General features: G+C 43.1%; 12 protein-coding genes and 2 tRNA genes. 10 read left to right on the top strand and 4 right to left on the bottom strand.

Features of this window, described 5'->3' with window-relative positions:
• Positions 1-6: 6 nt before the first annotated feature.
• On the top strand, positions 7-3,093 hold the full coding sequence (locus AAGA51_RS02555) for an efflux RND transporter permease subunit (RefSeq protein ID WP_042484423.1): 3,087 nt from the start codon (positions 7-9) through the stop codon (positions 3,091-3,093).
• A gap of 100 nt (positions 3,094-3,193) precedes the next feature.
• On the opposite strand, the gene AAGA51_RS02560 is transcribed toward AAGA51_RS02555, so the two are convergent.
• Positions 3,194-4,483, bottom strand: a complete 1,290-nt coding sequence (locus AAGA51_RS02560) for a peptidoglycan DD-metalloendopeptidase family protein (RefSeq protein WP_042484421.1) — start codon at positions 4,481-4,483, stop codon at positions 3,194-3,196.
• A 131-nt stretch (positions 4,484-4,614) separates the two neighbouring features.
• Here AAGA51_RS02560 and tyrS point away from each other — a divergent pair, with 131 nt between their 5' ends.
• Complete coding sequence (gene tyrS / locus AAGA51_RS02565; protein ID WP_042484417.1) at positions 4,615-5,802, top strand: tyrosine--tRNA ligase; 1,188 nt, start codon at positions 4,615-4,617, stop codon at positions 5,800-5,802.
• Between the two features lie 93 nt (positions 5,803-5,895).
• Here tyrS and dacB read toward each other — a convergent pair whose 3' ends face one another.
• Both dacB and AAGA51_RS02575 read right to left on the bottom strand, forming a co-directional pair.
• On the bottom strand, positions 5,896-7,296 hold the full coding sequence (dacB, locus tag AAGA51_RS02570) for a serine-type D-Ala-D-Ala carboxypeptidase (RefSeq protein ID WP_052404588.1): 1,401 nt from the start codon (positions 7,294-7,296) through the stop codon (positions 5,896-5,898).
• A 180-nt stretch (positions 7,297-7,476) separates the two neighbouring features.
• On the bottom strand, positions 7,477-8,493 hold the full coding sequence (locus tag AAGA51_RS02575) for a porin (protein ID WP_042484414.1): 1,017 nt from the start codon (positions 8,491-8,493) through the stop codon (positions 7,477-7,479).
• A 560-nt stretch (positions 8,494-9,053) separates the two neighbouring features.
• On the opposite strand from AAGA51_RS02575, the gene greA reads away from it, so the two are divergent.
• On the top strand, positions 9,054-9,527 hold the full coding sequence (gene greA, locus AAGA51_RS02580; RefSeq protein ID WP_042484411.1) for a transcription elongation factor GreA: 474 nt from the start codon (positions 9,054-9,056) through the stop codon (positions 9,525-9,527).
• Between the two features lie 90 nt (positions 9,528-9,617).
• On the opposite strand, the gene yhbY is transcribed toward greA, so the two are convergent.
• Positions 9,618-9,914 carry a ribosome assembly RNA-binding protein YhbY gene (gene yhbY / locus AAGA51_RS02585; RefSeq protein ID WP_042484407.1) on the bottom strand — a complete coding sequence of 99 codons (297 nt, stop codon included), beginning with the start codon at positions 9,912-9,914 and terminating at the stop codon, positions 9,618-9,620.
• A gap of 119 nt (positions 9,915-10,033) precedes the next feature.
• Between yhbY and rlmE the strand changes: the two genes are divergently transcribed.
• From rlmE to AAGA51_RS02620, 7 genes are all read left to right on the top strand, one after another.
• Positions 10,034-10,663 (top strand): 23S rRNA (uridine(2552)-2'-O)-methyltransferase RlmE, encoded by a 630-nt coding sequence (rlmE, locus tag AAGA51_RS02590; RefSeq protein WP_042484404.1) that lies wholly within the window; start codon positions 10,034-10,036, stop codon positions 10,661-10,663.
• 98 nt (positions 10,664-10,761) lie between these two features.
• On the top strand, positions 10,762-12,726 hold the full coding sequence (gene ftsH / locus AAGA51_RS02595; protein ID WP_042484402.1) for an ATP-dependent zinc metalloprotease FtsH: 1,965 nt from the start codon (positions 10,762-10,764) through the stop codon (positions 12,724-12,726).
• A gap of 86 nt (positions 12,727-12,812) precedes the next feature.
• The gene (folP, locus tag AAGA51_RS02600; protein ID WP_042484400.1) at positions 12,813-13,646 is read left to right on the top strand and encodes a dihydropteroate synthase; all 834 of its coding nucleotides are present in this window, start codon (positions 12,813-12,815) and stop codon (positions 13,644-13,646) included.
• A 37-nt stretch (positions 13,647-13,683) separates the two neighbouring features.
• Positions 13,684-15,024: a phosphoglucosamine mutase gene (gene glmM, locus AAGA51_RS02605; protein WP_042484398.1), complete on the top strand. Its 1,341-nt coding sequence runs from the start codon at positions 13,684-13,686 to the stop codon at positions 15,022-15,024.
• 258 nt (positions 15,025-15,282) lie between these two features.
• A complete protein-coding gene (gene secG, locus AAGA51_RS02610) occupies positions 15,283-15,621 on the top strand; it encodes a preprotein translocase subunit SecG (RefSeq protein ID WP_042484726.1) in 339 nt (112 codons plus the stop codon).
• 26 nt (positions 15,622-15,647) lie between these two features.
• Positions 15,648-15,730: transfer RNA gene (locus AAGA51_RS02615), tRNA-Leu, on the top strand.
• A 54-nt stretch (positions 15,731-15,784) separates the two neighbouring features.
• A tRNA-Met gene (locus tag AAGA51_RS02620) sits at positions 15,785-15,861 on the top strand.
• Positions 15,862-16,001: the final 140 nt, after the last annotated feature.

Consider the following 16,001-nt stretch of genomic DNA (forward strand, 5'->3'; position numbering starts at 1 on the left):
GGCGACATGTTTGCGTTAATTGACGCGGCACTGTCGCGTAGTCGAACTATGCTCGTGCTATTGGTGTTTATTCTTGTAGCGGGTGCATTAACTTATGTCACGATTCCTAAAGAATCGAGTCCAGATATTACTATCCCAATCATCTATGTTTCTGTTTCTCACCAAGGTATTTCACCGGGAGATGCGGAGCGTTTGATTGCCCGTCCTTTAGAGCAAGAACTACGGTCCATCGAAGGCATTAAGGAGATGACGTCTAATTCTTCTGAAGGCCATGCTTCTGTTGTTCTTGAATTCAACGTCGGTGTCGATCTGGATAAGGCGATGGCGGATGTGCGAGATGCGGTAGATTTAGCTAAGCCGAAATTGCCAGCCGACAGTGATGAGCCAACCGTAAACGAAGTGACGTTGGCAAATGCCCAGCCAGTATTGTCTGTCGTTTTATACGGCACGGTGCCTGAACGAGGCATAGTGCAGATCGCTCGTCTCTTGCGCGATAAGTTGGAGAGTTTCCGTCAAGTTCTAGAAGTGGATATTGCCGGTGACAGAGACGACATCGTTGAGATCATTGTCGATCCACTGCTCATGGAAAGTTATGGATTAGATCAGGGCGATATTTACAACCTGATAGCGTTAAATAACCGTGTCGTTGCCGCAGGCTTTGTAGATACGGGATATGGCCGCTTCTCTGTTAAAGTTCCTTCAGTGTTTGACTCGATAAAAGATGTCTTAGAGCTGCCAGTGAAAGTGGATGGCAAGCAAGTTGTCACATTCGGTGATATTGCAACAGTACGACGCGCATTCAGAGACCCAAGCTCGTTCGCCAGACTAGACGGCAAATCCGCCATCGTTTTGGATGTTAAAAAGCGAGCGGGCGAGAACATCATTGAAACGGTAGAACTTGTCAAAACCGTTATACGTGAAGCGCAAAAGAGAGAGGATTGGCCATCCAACTTATTGGTCAAGTACACATGGGATGAATCTCAAGATGTCGAGATGATGCTTAATGACCTACAGAACAATGTGTTATCAGCCATTATTCTTGTCGTTATCGTTATCATTGCCGTATTGGGTGTGAGAACTGCATTGTTGGTTGGTGTTTCTATCCCAGGTTCATTCTTAATTGGTTTGCTGACACTTTCGGTATTTGGATTAACCGTTAACATCATCGTATTGTTCGCTCTCATTATGGCGGTCGGTATGCTGGTGGATGGCGCGATTGTTGTGACCGAGTTTGCCGACAGGCGAATGCAGGAAGGAATGCCAAGAGGGGAAGCGTATCGCGATGCTGCGAAACGCATGGCTTGGCCTATTACAGCTTCAACAGCCACCACTCTAGCAGCGTTTGCTCCTTTGCTTTTCTGGCCGGACGTAACAGGCGAGTTTATGAGGTATTTACCTCTGACTTTGATTGCTACCTTGACCGCTTCATTAATTATGGCGATGTTGTTTGTGCCAGTTTTAGGTAGCGTTATGGGGCGTCCTCAAAACGTAACTCCCGAAGCGAGAGCCAACATGGTGGCGTTACACGAAGGAGAGTTTGATAAAGCAACGGGTATCACTAAGCTTTATTACCAAACGCTTTCTATTGCATTACATCACCCGCTGAAAATTCTTCTGAGTGCGATTGTCATGTCTGTCGCAATAGGATTTGCCTATGTCAAAGCCGGAAACGGCGTGGAATTTTTCCCAGAAGTTGATCCGCCATATTTCAATGTAAAAGTTCGCTCTTACGGTGATCTGTCGATCAATGAGAAAGACACCATCATGCGCGAAATTGAGCAGGTAATGCTAGGTCATGATGAATTTGAGAGTGTTTACACTCGAACGGGTGGGGATGATGTTATCGGCCAAATTCAAGTTAAACCTGTGGAATGGCAGTATCGTCGTAAAGTCATGGCAATTATTGATGAGCTAAAACAGACCACAGATAAGTTCTCTGGCGTTGAAATCGAATATAAGTTTCCGGATGCGGGACCGCCAGTCGATCACGACGTGGTTATAGAGCTTTCTGGTAATAATGCTCAAGAGCTGGAGTTGGCGGCTAAAAAAGTTCGCCACTGGGCTGACAGTAATGATGCGTTTACCAATATTAGTGATTCATCTTCAAAACCTGGTATCGACTGGCGGATAGATATTCGTCGTGATGATGCTTCTCGTTTTGCTGCTGATGCAACTTTGGTGGGGAATACGGTTCAGTTTGTCACTAATGGTCTTAAGATTGGTGACTATTTGCCAGATGATGCCAATGAAGAAGTCGATATTCTTGTTCGCTACCCAGAAGACAAGCGCGATATCGGGCGGTTTGATCAGCTTCGGGTAAAAACACCTGCGGGTTTAGTTCCGATTACCAATTTTGCTGAAATCAAGCCAGATCATAAGCAAGATACGATAGAACGTATTGATGGACGTCGAGTTATCAACGTGATGGCTGATTTAAACGAAGGCTACAACTTGGCGCTAGAGTTACCGAAAATCGAGCAAGCGTTGGCTGAGTTAGGGTTACCACCAAGCGTTGAGTTTAGAATGAGAGGCCAGAACGAAGAGCAAGAGCATTCGGCGGCTTTCCTAGAAAAGGCGTTTTTAGTTGCATTGGTGGCTATGGCTGTAATTCTGATTACTCAGTTCAACAGCTTCTACCAAGCATTTTTAATCTTGAGTGCGGTACTGTTCTCGACGGTTGGAGTTTTCGCTGGTTTGCTGATATTCCAGAAACCGTTTGGTGTCATTATGTCGGGCATTGGCGTTATTTCACTGGCAGGTATTGTGGTAAACAATAATATTGTTTTAATCGATACTTATAATCAGCTGATAAAACGTGGGTTGGATAAGAAAGAAGCAATACTCCGAACTGGCGTTCAGCGCTTACGTCCGGTACTGCTCACCACCATCACCACTATCCTTGGCTTATTGCCTATGGTGTTGGAAATGAATATCGACTTAATCAATCAGAAGATTGAGTTTGGTGCACCAAGTACTCAGTGGTGGTCTCAATTAGCCACAGCCGTTGCTGGCGGCTTAGCATTTGCAACGGTTCTGACTCTGGTATTGACACCGTGTCTATTGATGCTGGGACGGAACAAGCACCAAGAATAGCGGTTTTAAAAAGCGCATAAAACAAAGGGCTGAGTATTTATACTCAGCCCTTTTTGTCTCTGTAGGCATCTCTTCGCTCTATCCAGAAAAAGACAGCTCGTTAATTGGCGTAGAGTAACTGTCCATATCTGTCTAAACGTTTCAATCTAATTTCGGCATTAGCAATGAAAGTTTGCTTAGCTTTGCCTGTTAATGATTGAGATTGAGGCAATGACACTGTTCGTGGGTTTTTGTGAACACCATTGACCAAGAATTCGTAATGCAGGTGAGCACCTGTTACTCGACCAGTTCTGCCTAAAGTACCAATGACTTGCCCTTGTTTCACTCTTTGCCCCGTTTTCACGGTTCGCTTAGTTAAATGCAGGTACTTGGTAATGTAGGTGTTGCTGTGACGGATAAATACATAATTCCCGTTGAACTGGTTGTAGCTCGATTTCTCCACCACACCATCGCCCGCGGCCCATATTGGTGTACCAATAGGTGCGACATAATCAGTACCTCGGTGAGCTTTCACCTGTCCTGTTACTGGGTGTAAACGGCTTGGGTTAAAGTTGGAAGACACCCGACGAAAATCAAGTGGTGAACGTAAGAAGGCTTTCTTCATTGCCCGACCGCTTGGATCGTAGTAGTTACCCGTGTTGTCATCGAGCACTGCGGTAAAGTTGGTACCTTGGTTGATGAAGGTTGCGGCGATGATATTTCCGCGATCAACCACTTCGCCTTCAACGATCTTTTCTTGATAGAGTAGCTTGAAACTGTCGCCAGAACGGATATCCAAAGCAAAGTCGATATCCCAACCAAATATTCCCGCCAACTCCATAATTTGGTTCGCGCTTAAGCCTGCAGACATTGCTGCGTTCCAGAAGTTTGACGTAATTTCCGCTTCAGCATAGTTGTATTGGTAGAAGACTTCTTTCTTGTCTATTTCCGAGGTGTAACCATTTTCAGATTGGGTTATCACAAAGGTTTCGTAAGCACTCAGTTTACGTTTCAGCTGAACCAACTCATTGTTGTCATTAAAGCCGAACTGCAATTCATCACCGGGACGTAAACGGCTTAGCTGATTATTAATCTCTTCGTTGCTAGACGTTAAGCTATACAGCTGCCTTGCAGTGAGTCCAATTCGTTGGAACAGAACTGCTGCGCTTTCTCCAGAGCGAACTTTGTATTTTTCCCAGCGAAGAATCGCTGAAGGAAGAATCGTTGAGCCCGGAGAGAGAGCTTCACTATTAATAGCAAGAGGGTAGTGGCGACCTACCTGTAGTTTGTTTGGATTCTTTTGCAAAGACTCTGGGCTAGGCAAAAATAAAAGAGCAAAAACAATCAGCGCACTGCATAACGCGATTAAAGTTCGATGAATCCATGGAAGACGAGTGAAAATAGAAAGCATACTCGGAAGTCATTCAGTCAATAATTAATAAAAAATCCAGTTACGTAGTCTAACTGGTTTCAAAATGCATCGCTATTCAAGTAATATGTCGAACTATTAAATTTTTGCCAAATCTGTGGGAGTGAACAAGAATGGCGAGTATTGAAGCGGCTTTAGCTGAAATTAAACGTGGTGTTGAGGAACTGATTCCTGAAGAAGAGCTGATTGCTAAGCTTAAAGAAGGCCGTCCTTTACGTATCAAATTGGGTGCCGATCCAACAGCACCAGATATTCATTTAGGTCACACTGTGATTCTGAATAAGTTACGTACTTTCCAAGACTTAGGGCATGACGTTACTTTCCTTATCGGTGATTTTACGGGTATGGTCGGTGACCCAACGGGTAAAAATACTACTCGCCCACCGCTAACACGTGAAGACGTTCTACGTAACGCTGAAACGTACAAGCAGCAAGTGTTTAAGATCTTAGACCCTGCGAAAACTAAAATTCAGTTTAACTCTGAATGGTTATCTGAGCTTGGTGCAGAAGGTATGATTCGTCTGGCTGCAAACCAAACGGTTGCTCGTATGCTAGAGCGTGATGACTTCAAGAAGCGTTATGCAGGCGGCCAGCCAATTGCTATTCATGAATTCATGTACCCACTCCTACAAGGTTATGACTCAGTAGCGATGGAAACTGACGTTGAACTGGGTGGTACTGACCAAAAGTTCAACCTACTGATGGGACGTGAACTGCAAAAGTCTAGCGGTCAAAAACCTCAAGTTGTACTAATGATGCCACTATTAGTTGGTTTAGACGGTGAAAAGAAAATGTCTAAATCAGCCAATAACTACATTGGTATTAGTGAAGCTCCGAGTGAGATGTTCGGTAAGATCATGTCTATCTCTGACGATCTGATGTGGAGCTACTACGAGCTACTGTCATTCCGCCCTCTTGCTGAGCTTGAAAAACTGAAATCAGACGTAGCGAATGGCGCGAACCCTCGTGACGCTAAGATTCTTTTGGCTAAAGAGATCATTGCTCGTTTCCATAGTGAAGAAGATGCTGAAGCAGCAGAACAAGAGTTTATCAATCGTTTCCAAAAAGGTGCGATGCCAGATGAGATGCCAGAATTCGAATTTGAAGCTGGTATTGCAATCTCTAACCTACTTAAAGATGCTGGTCTTGTTAATTCAACATCCGATGCAATGCGAATGATCAAGCAAGGCGCGGCTAAGCAAGACGGTGAAAAAATCGAAGATGCTAAGCTAGTTCCAACTGCGGGCACTTATGTTTACCAAGTTGGTAAGCGTAAATTTGCACGAGTAACTGTGAAGTAATTTGCTGCATATCGAACATCAAAAAGCGCCGACAGGCGCTTTTTGTGTTTTAAGGATACGTATGTTTAATCAACGCGCTTCTTAGCTCTAAAGCTATTTACTGAGCTCAACAATTTGTCGATAAAAGCTTTTTTCAAACGTCACCAGAGGAGCTTCTACAGGGACTTCGTTTTCGACTTCTGGTGGGAAGTAATCCGTAACAAACTGGATGAAGACAGCACTTGGTTTCCCTTTTTCATCTAAACCATATCCAGCCATATTGTGCGTTCCGTAGAGAGAGCCGCTCTTGGCTTTGATTCTTCCTTTAATCATCTCTTCTCGCATGCTACGGCGATACTGCAATGTCCCTGATTCTCCAGAACTCGGTAATAGGTTAATTAAACCTAAGGTTTTGTCGTGTTTCCAAATGTAATGCAGGATTTGAAGCATACTTGACGCTTGAAGCCGGTTATTACGTGATAAACCAGAGCCATCGACCAGTTGCTCATCTTTAAGAGAAATACCGGTCTGCTTGCTGATCACTTCCTTTATGGCTTCTGTACCGTTGTTAAAGCTACCTGCTTGTTGGTAATAATGTCTGCCTATAGATTTTGTTAACGTATCCGCTATCAGGTTGTCAGAATCTTTGAGCATGGTATCGAGCAGAACGGGCAGAGGTTCTGATTGATGAGTTGCGATGACTTTTCCTGTCTTTGGCATCTTTCCTATTTTTATCTCACCTTTAAGCTGAAGTCCCAATTGATTGAGCAATTTATACACGACTCTTTGTGCATAAAGATTGGTATTTTGTACCGCAAATTTTAGAGGCAGTGGCTTTGCTCGTTCAGCCAAACATCCGGACAGTTGATAGTGGTTTTCTTGTGTCGGATAGAGTTCTAAATCACAGTATCGTGACTCTTGTTGTTGTTCAGAAACCGTTTCAGCATCGGTCATTACATAAACAGGGTATTGTTCAGGTACGTAAACACGAGTGGTTCCATCTTTCTCTGTATAGATCGAAGATTGAATGCAGTTACCATCGATATTGATCGCACTTGCTGGTGCGCTATAGCAGACCCCTACAATATCCCAAGGCCAACCTACGGCTTTGTCATATCCGGTGAATGCTGTGTTATCTAACCAAATGTCGCCAGAGATTAACCCCGAGTTTGTGGATTTTATATTGCCCAGCAGTTGCTTGATGTTTTCTGAAGATAAAGTTGGGTCTCCAGAAAATACCAGAGAATAGCTATTACCTGACTGTGATAAGGCTGTTTGGAAACGAAACTCATCGCCCAATTCCAGTTTTGCGGCAAGGGCTGTTACGATTTTTAACGTACTGGCAGGAGGGAAGTATTGGTTTGTCGATTGAGTGTCTGTTTCAATCTTGTCAGTAAGCTTTTTCGCAATAAGTGCATAACGAGTAGCAGGGGGGAGCTGAGCAGCAACTTGGTTAGCTTGCGCCTGAAAGGAAAGTAGGGTGATCGTCAATCCAACCACAAAACTAAAAACGATTTTTTCAAAGGTGAGTTTGGCTAAAAAGATACGCTGCATACGGACTACAAAATTGCCTAAAAGTGCAGTCAGTATAATGTGTTAAGCAGCAAGTTTCATTGCCGTTTTGGTTAAACTTTTATGTGTCAAAAACAAAAACGCCTGCAAAGCAGGCGTTTTAAGAAAAGGCATTATTTACGATTAGAAGTCGTAACGCATACCTAGCACAACTTCGTCTTCAGCATCAGCTTTTGTCGCAGTACCTTGCGAGTAAACACCGTTTGAGTCTGAAGATGTGAATGCATCACCAGCGTCAATTAGGTTGAAGTTGTATGACACATAAGCACGGAAGTTAGGCTTGAAATAGTATGATGCATCTACTGCAATATTATCTGCTGTAGTATTGTCCCAAGTTTCTTCGTTGTTGTAAGTAGTTGTGAATACTGTTTGACCTAGTTTATAAGCCGCAGCAAATTCGTAACCTGTGTAATCTACGTTTGTATCTTTTTCACCGTCAGTGAAAGTACCCGCTAAGTAGAAATCTGAGATTTTGTAAGATACAGCTAGCATATACTCGTTTTGAGTATCTTGGTCTGCATAACCAGCACCTAGTTTCAGGCCTGTATCACCGAGTGCATAGATAGCTGATAGAGAGTAGCCATCTTGACCGTTATCATCGTAGCCACCATCAGCCGCTTTATCATTGCGGTCTGCAAAGCGGTAGCTAGCTTTTAGTGAAAGGTCAGAAAATGCACCTTTATAAGAAATCATGTTGTCAGTACGGTCCGCTACAGCAATTTTATCTGCTGCTGAGTTACCGTGGAAAGCCATGATATCGGTAAAGTCAGTGATAACACCTAGAGCACCTTCGTTTTTACCGTAAGTTACTTCACCGAAGTTACCGCCGATACCAGCATAAGCGTAACGGTTCATTAGGCTATCTGAACCTGAACTGTCAGTTTCACCTTGATCCGATGTTGTAAACTCACCTTCGTAGAAACCAACACCGTATAGGCTGTCGGTGATCATGCTTTTACCAAGGAAGTTTAGACGGACGCGAGATAGGTCGTCTGCTTTGCCATCTTTAAGAGATAGACGTGCTTCTGCACGGCCACCCATAGTAAGAGTGTCGCCATCTTTGTTGTATAGTTCGTTAGCATTTGCGCCTGTTGCCACTGCTGCGCCTGCCACTGCTAGAGCAATTAGAGTCTTTTTCATTTTTTAATCCTAATTTACTGTCCATAAATAGAAATAGAGTGTGAATATACTACAACGCACATATCTATCGTCGTTTGAATACTTAAGCCGATCAAGATTCCTATGTCATGTTTATGTGAAAGTTGCATAAACAAGTTTAGAGATCTTACGGATATTGCGTAGTTAGATTTAAACCGCAAAGTTCCCGTGCTTGTTAGTAAAATGATGTAAAAAACTCAATCGAACGATGTTTTATTGCACTTAAAAAATATCAAGTGTATGTATTAAAGGGATTTATTTGTTTTTCTAATCTTTTTTTAATCGAATGTTAAGTGCAAATATTTATGTTTTTTTATTTTAATGGTGGGAATGTGAGCTGGATAAAATGTGAACTAGATCGCTGTGGAATCTAGGTTTGTGCGCGGAAAGCCAATTCTTGTATCTAATTTTTAATTTGGATGATTTCGACAGAAACTTTGTTTACACTTAGACGAAATACATTTATCTAATACAGCCTATCTCTCTAGGGAGGTTAGGCTGTTTCGTTTTGTCCAAAGGCAGCTTTGGCGTAGAGGTATAAAATGGAAAAAGTTCCTATGACAGTACGCGGTGAGAAATTACTGCGTGATGAACTTGAAAGATTATTGAAATTGCGCCCACAAATTTCTCAAGCTATTGCAGAAGCTCGTGAGTTAGGTGACTTGAAAGAGAATGCTGAATATCACGCTGCTCGTGAAGAGCAAGGCATTTGTGAAGCGCAGATCCGTGATATTGAATATAAGCTCTCTGTGGCTCAAGTTATCGATGTAACGAAAATGGATAAGACAGGTAAGGTTATTTTTGGTTCTACAGTGACACTGATCGATGTAGATACTGATGAAGAAAAAACTTACCAAATTGTTGGTGATGATGAAGCAGATATCAAAGCAGGTCGAATTTCTGTTAGTTCACCTATTGCTCGCGGATTGATTGCAAAAAGCGAAGGTGACGAAGTGACCATCGTGACGCCTGGTGGCGAAAAAGTATTTGAAATTGATAGAGTAGATTACATCTAACTTTAGAGTTTGAGTTCTCTTAAAATATAAAAGGTCGCTAAGGCGACCTTTTTGTAATCTTAAGTAACACTTTTTACTGCAGAACAGTTATTACTTACGAGGTAGTTCAATCTTACGTTGCTCTGAAGGACGATACAGAACCAGTACTTTACCAATTACTTGTACTTTCTCTGCTTTAGTCTCTCGAACGATCGCGTCAACAATCAGTTGTTTTGTTTCGCGATCTTCAGATACCACTTTCACTTTAATCAGTTCATGGTGGTCAAGCGCAATTTCGATTTCTGCCAGAACAGCTTCGGTCAGCCCGTTAGCGCCCATTAATACGACTGGGTTTAAATGGTGTGCTAGACCTTTTAGGTGCTGCTTTTGTTTGTTGCTTAGGTTCATTACGCGCCCAAATTTCTTTATTATCAGGGTTGAAAAAAGCTATTTTAGCGCCATCTATCTTTGAAGACTATATTTTCTACCATACTTTCTCAGATAGACGCTGTTTGATTAGGATTAGAATGAGTAAACAAAAACATTCAGCGAGCTCTGGCCGCTGGTTGAAAGAACATTTTGATGACAAGTATGTGAATGAAGCTAAAAAGAAAGGTTATCGTTCACGTGCTATCTTTAAAATTGAAGAAATTCAAGAAAAAGACAAATTGTTGAAGTCCGGAATGACAGTGGTTGACTTGGGGGCCGCTCCTGGTGGATGGTCACAATATGCCGCTGGTATTGTCGGTGATAATGGGCAAGTTATTGCTTGTGATATTTTGCCGATGGATTCAATTGCTGGTGTATCGTTTCTTCAAGGTGATTTTCGTGAAGAGGCGGTTTTGGAAGCGCTTTTAGAGAGAATTCAGCCTGATATGGTCGATGTTGTAATGTCCGACATGGCACCTAATATGGCAGGTAACCTTTCTGTTGACCAACCTAGGGCGATGTATCTGGTGGAATTAGCATTAGATATGTGTCGACAAGTTCTTGCGCCTAATGGTAGTTTTGTTGTCAAAGTGTTTCAGGGCGAAGGATTTGACCAATATGTTAAAGATGTCCGCGATATGTTTAACGTTGTGAAAATTCGTAAACCAGATTCTTCAAGGGCTCGCTCTCGAGAAGTTTATATCGTCGCCACTGGTTACAAAGGTTAACTATTTTACCTTGGTGAGAAAAGTTAACACTATGGCTACAGCCTAGAAACTGTAGTACCCTACCTTTAATTACAACTAGTTATCGAGAGGCTTACACCTTGAGTGACATGGCAAAAAATTTAATTCTGTGGCTTGTAATCGCTGTTGTGTTGATGTCTGTATTCCAAAGTTTTGGTCCAGGTGATAACAACGGTAGAACTATCGATTACACGACCTTTGTACAAGAAGTTGGTCAAGGCCAGATTCAAGAAGCTCAATTCAATAACAGTGAGATAAGCTTTACTCGTAGAGGCAGTAGTGCACGTTACGTGACTTATATGCCTGTATATGATGAAAAATTACTTGATGACTTGATCAATCAAAATGTGAAAGTTCAAGGTACTGCTCCAGAAGAGCAAAGCCTACTTGGAACTATTTTCATTTCTTGGTTCCCAATGATTCTGCTCGTAGGTGTGTGGATTTTCTTCATGCGCCAGATGCAAGGTGGCGGTGGCAAAGGCGCGATGTCCTTTGGTAAGAGCAAAGCCCGCATGATGAGCGAAGAGCAAATCAAAACCACATTCGGCGATGTCGCAGGTTGTGATGAAGCAAAAGAAGATGTAAAAGAGCTGGTTGATTATCTGCGTGATCCAAGCCGTTTCCAAAAACTGGGTGGTAAAATTCCAACGGGTGTGTTGATGGTTGGTCCTCCAGGTACAGGTAAAACATTGCTTGCTAAAGCGATCGCTGGTGAAGCCAAAGTACCCTTCTTTACCATCTCTGGTTCTGACTTCGTAGAAATGTTTGTTGGTGTCGGTGCATCTCGTGTACGTGACATGTTTGAACAAGCGAAGAAAGCGGCGCCTTGTATTATTTTCATTGATGAGATCGATGCAGTAGGCCGTCAACGTGGTGCTGGTGTTGGTGGTGGTCACGATGAACGTGAGCAAACACTAAACCAAATGCTGGTTGAAATGGATGGTTTCGAAGGTAACGAAGGTATCATTGTTATTGCAGCGACTAACCGTCCTGACGTACTTGACCCTGCACTTCTTCGTCCTGGCCGTTTTGACCGCCAAGTGGTTGTTGGTTTACCAGACGTACGCGGACGTGAGCAAATCCTTAAAGTTCACATGCGTAAAGTTCCTCTGGCAGGTGACGTTGAGCCTTCATTAATTGCTCGTGGTACTCCGGGTTTCTCAGGCGCTGACTTAGCGAACCTTGTCAATGAAGCTGCTCTGTTTGCTGCTCGTGGTAACAAGCGAAATGTTTCTATGGTCGAGTTTGAGCTGGCTAAAGACAAAATCATGATGGGCGCAGAGCGTCGTTCAATGGTGATGTCAGAAGAAACAAAAGAATCAACCGCTTACCATGAAGCAGGTCATGCCATTGTTGGTCGTTTAGTGCCTGAACATGATCCAGTTTATAAAGTGTCGATCATTCCTCGTGGCCGAGCTCTTGGTGTGACTATGTACTTACCAGAGCAAGATCGTGTGAGTATGTCAAAACAGCATCTAGAGTCGATGATCTCAAGCTTGTACGGTGGTCGTCTTGCTGAAGAACTGATTTACGGTGTTGAGAAAGTGTCGACTGGTGCATCTAACGATATCGAACGAGCTACTGATATTGCTCGTAAGATGGTCACTCAATGGGGTTTCTCTGAGAAGTTAGGTCCAATGCTTTACGCTGAAGAGGAAGGCGAGGTTTTCCTTGGACGTAGCGTAACGCAAACCAAACATATGTCGGATGATACCGCTAAGTTGATAGATGACGAGATTCGTATCATCATTGACCGCAACTACGAACGTGCTCGCAAGATTCTGCTCGAAAATATGGATATCATGCATTCAATGAAAGATGCATTGATGAAATATGAAACGATCGATGCCGGTCAGATTGATGATCTGATGGAGCGTAAATCAGAGATTCGTCAGCCTGCAGGTTGGGGCGATCAAGCTAAGTCTCAGCAAGAAAATGCTGAAGAGGCTTCTAAAGTTTCTGAGCCTGTTGAAGAGAAAAAAGAAGAGTCGAAAGCAGAAGATAATTCTGAAGACTCATCTGCTGAGAAAAAAGATTCAGAGTAATCTTATATCACCTATAAAACCCCGACTTGTTCGGGGTTTTCTGTTTCCGGGTTATGGAAACATGGTTATGGAAACATTCATCGTTTATGAAATTAACAACAGCAACTAAAGAACTCATTCTAGACCGTCCTCATGTTATGGGGATTCTGAACACGACTCCGGATTCATTTTCAGATGGCGGCAGTTATACGTCGATAGATAATGTCATTGTTCGTGCCAAACAAATGATAGAAGCGGGTGTAAGCATTATCGATATTGGTGGAGAATCTACCAGACCGGGTGCTCCTGATGTGAGCCTTGAGGAAGAACTTCGACGCGTCATTCCAGCAATCAAAGCGATTCGAGAGTTTAACCAAGATGTTTGGATATCAGTTGATACCAGTAAAGCTGAAGTGATGCGACAATCGATAGCGGCTGGTGCAGACCTAATCAATGATGTTCGTTCCCTGCAAGAGCCGGGGGCTTTGGAAGTTGCAGCTCAAGCGCAAGTGCCTGTTTGTATCATGCACATGAAAGGACAACCGAAAACGATGCAAATCAATCCGGAATACGATAATGTTCTGGATGAAGTTGAAAGCTTTCTGCTAGAGAAATTAGCAGCTTGTGAAAAAGCTGGAATTCCAAGAGAGAACGTCATTTTAGACCCAGGTTTTGGCTTTGGTAAATCAATTGAGCACAACTATCATTTACTCGCCAACTTAGAAAAACTACATCGCTTGGGGTTACCTATTTTGGCTGGAATGTCGCGTAAATCGATGATCTTTAAGCTTCTTGAGAAGAAACCAGCGGAATGTATGGTTGCAAGTGTGACTTGTGCAACGATTGCCGCTATAAAAGGCGCACAGATTATTCGCGTTCATGATGTCGAAGAGACATTGGAAGCGATGAAAATCATCCAAACGATGAACAGCAATTTATAAGTAACAATAAGTTATAAAAATTAGTTAAGGATACATTATGTCTGACGAAAGACGTTATTTTGGTACTGACGGCGTGCGTGGCAAGGTAGGTCAATACCCGATTACTCCTGATTTTGTACTTAAGCTTGGTTGGGCTGCTGGGCGCGTACTTGCTAAACAAGGTACTAAGCAAGTGATCATTGGTAAAGATACCCGCATATCTGGTTACATGTTGGAGTCTGCTCTAGAAGCTGGTCTTGCAGCTGCGGGTTTAAAAGCTGTATTGACTGGCCCAATGCCAACGCCAGCGGTAGCGTATTTGACTCAAACATTTCGTGCAGAAGCGGGGATTGTTATCTCAGCGTCCCATAACCCGTATTACGACAACGGCATTAAGTTCTTCTCATCGGATGGTACAAAGCTGCCTGATGAAGTGGAGTTGGCTATTGAAGCTGAGTTAGACAAAGAGATCACTTGTGTTGAATCTGCTCTACTAGGTAAAGCTTCACGCTTAGTTGATGCTGTTGGTCGTTATATCGAATTCTGCAAAAGCACTTTTCCAAATAAATTAAGTTTGGCCGGACTGAAAATTGTCGTTGATTGTGCACACGGCGCGACTTACCACATTGCTCCGAATGTGTTTAAAGAACTGGGTGCCGATGTTATTGCTATGGGTATTGAACCTAATGGTACAAATATCAACGATAAAGTAGGTGCAACGGATGTCGCTGCACTACAAAAACGTGTTGTGGAAGAGCAAGCTCATCTAGGTCTGGCTTTTGATGGCGATGGCGACCGTTTAATTATGGTTGATGAGAATGGCAATAAGGTCGACGGCGACCAAATCGCTTATATCATTGCTCGCGATGCGTTGCGTCGTGGAGAATTAAAAGGAGGTGTTGTTGGTACGCTAATGACAAACCTAGGAATGGAAAATGGTCTAAAACAACTGGGTATTCCATTTGTTCGTGCTGCAGTTGGTGACCGCTATGTAATGGAGCAATTACTGGCAAAAGGCTGGAAGATTGGTGCAGAGAACTCTGGGCATATTATCCTGCTGGATAAAGTCACCACTGGTGATGCGATTGTTGCCGCGCTACAAGTTTTAGCTTCAGTTGTAGGTAGTGAAATGTCACTAGGCGAGTTGTCCAAAGGAATGACTCTCTATCCTCAAGTGCTGGAAAATGTGCGTTTTAGTGGTGATACCAATCCGTTAGAAGCAGAAGCTGTGATTGCGAGTGTTAAAGAAGTTGAAGCAAAACTTGGCGCTAAAGGCCGTGTTTTACTACGCAAGTCAGGCACTGAGCCTTTGCTTCGAGTAATGGTGGAAGGTGAAGATGCTGAACTGGTTAAATCTTCCGCTTTAAAAATTGCAGAAGCTGTAAAAGCTAACTGTTAAGTCTTGTTTTTGTTGGTTCCTAAGTTTTTAACCGAGTTAGAAATTTGGAGCCAAGTTTAAACTAATATCACTTTGAGCCTTTTTTGACCGTTTGATAAGCAAACGGGATATTTTTAACAAATATCCCTTGTCAGTCATACTCGCATTCGATAGTATTGCGTCCGCCTTCTGTTAGGAGGTCGCTAGCCTTGTTCTTGTCGATGATTGCAAATGATTAGAACGGCGCTGGCTCAACAATTTGGAACATAGGTGGAAGCGATGTTTACAGTTCTACTTGTGATTTACCTGTTGGCAGCGGTTGGTATCATTGGCCTAGTGTTGATCCAGCAAGGTAAAGGCGCAGATATGGGAGCCTCATTCGGTGCTGGTGCTTCAAACACAGTGTTTGGCGCGAGCGGCTCAGGAAATTTTCTAACCCGAATGACTGCAATTTTTGCAACAATATTTTTTATCTTTAGTCTTGTGCTAGGCAACATGTCTACACATAAAACTGAATCACAATGGGTTGACCCTGCTAAAGGTCAAGTGATTGAGCAAACTACTGAAGGTACATTGAGTGAAACTCCAGCCTCAACAGGCGACGAAATTCCTCAATAATCTTACTTTTAAGTAAGAAAGGTTATGCCGAGATGGTGAAATTGGTAGACACACTAGCATGAGGTGCTAGCGCTTCGGTGTGAGGGTTCGAGTCCCTCTCTCGGCACCATGTTTACAAACTTGTAAAACACCTTGTTGAGCGTATAATTGCTCACAAGTCGGACGCGGGGTGGAGCAGCTTGGTAGCTCGTCGGGCTCATAACCCGAAGGTCGTCGGTTCAAATCCGGCCCCCGCAACCAATTATTTTCTATTTTATAGAGAGTTAATTGTTGCAAGTTTGGCAGTGCTTACCTCACTGCAGTTGAGAAGAAATTCTCAATTTATCAGGGTCCAGCAGCAAAAACCCCGACTTTCGGGGTTTTTTGTTATCTGTGTTTCT

The sequence above is a fragment of the Vibrio diazotrophicus genome (assembly GCF_038452265.1).
Lineage (GTDB): Bacteria > Pseudomonadota > Gammaproteobacteria > Enterobacterales > Vibrionaceae > Vibrio > Vibrio diazotrophicus.

Coding starts and splice junctions, on each gene's coding strand:
- rlmE (WP_042484404.1), top strand. CDS start 10,034: ATGAGTAAACAAAAACATTCAGCGAGCTCTGGCCGCTGGTTGAAAGAA.
- yhbY (WP_042484407.1), bottom strand. CDS start 9,914: ATGAACCTAAGCAACAAACAAAAGCAGCACCTAAAAGGTCTAGCACAC.
- AAGA51_RS02560 (WP_042484421.1), bottom strand. CDS start 4,483: ATGCTTTCTATTTTCACTCGTCTTCCATGGATTCATCGAACTTTAATC.
- AAGA51_RS02575 (WP_042484414.1), bottom strand. CDS start 8,493: ATGAAAAAGACTCTAATTGCTCTAGCAGTGGCAGGCGCAGCAGTGGCA.
- greA (WP_042484411.1), top strand. CDS start 9,054: ATGGAAAAAGTTCCTATGACAGTACGCGGTGAGAAATTACTGCGTGAT.
- AAGA51_RS02555 (WP_042484423.1), top strand. CDS start 7: ATGTTTGCGTTAATTGACGCGGCACTGTCGCGTAGTCGAACTATGCTC.
- glmM (WP_042484398.1), top strand. CDS start 13,684: ATGTCTGACGAAAGACGTTATTTTGGTACTGACGGCGTGCGTGGCAAG.
- tyrS (WP_042484417.1), top strand. CDS start 4,615: ATGGCGAGTATTGAAGCGGCTTTAGCTGAAATTAAACGTGGTGTTGAG.
- secG (WP_042484726.1), top strand. CDS start 15,283: ATGTTTACAGTTCTACTTGTGATTTACCTGTTGGCAGCGGTTGGTATC.
- folP (WP_042484400.1), top strand. CDS start 12,813: ATGAAATTAACAACAGCAACTAAAGAACTCATTCTAGACCGTCCTCAT.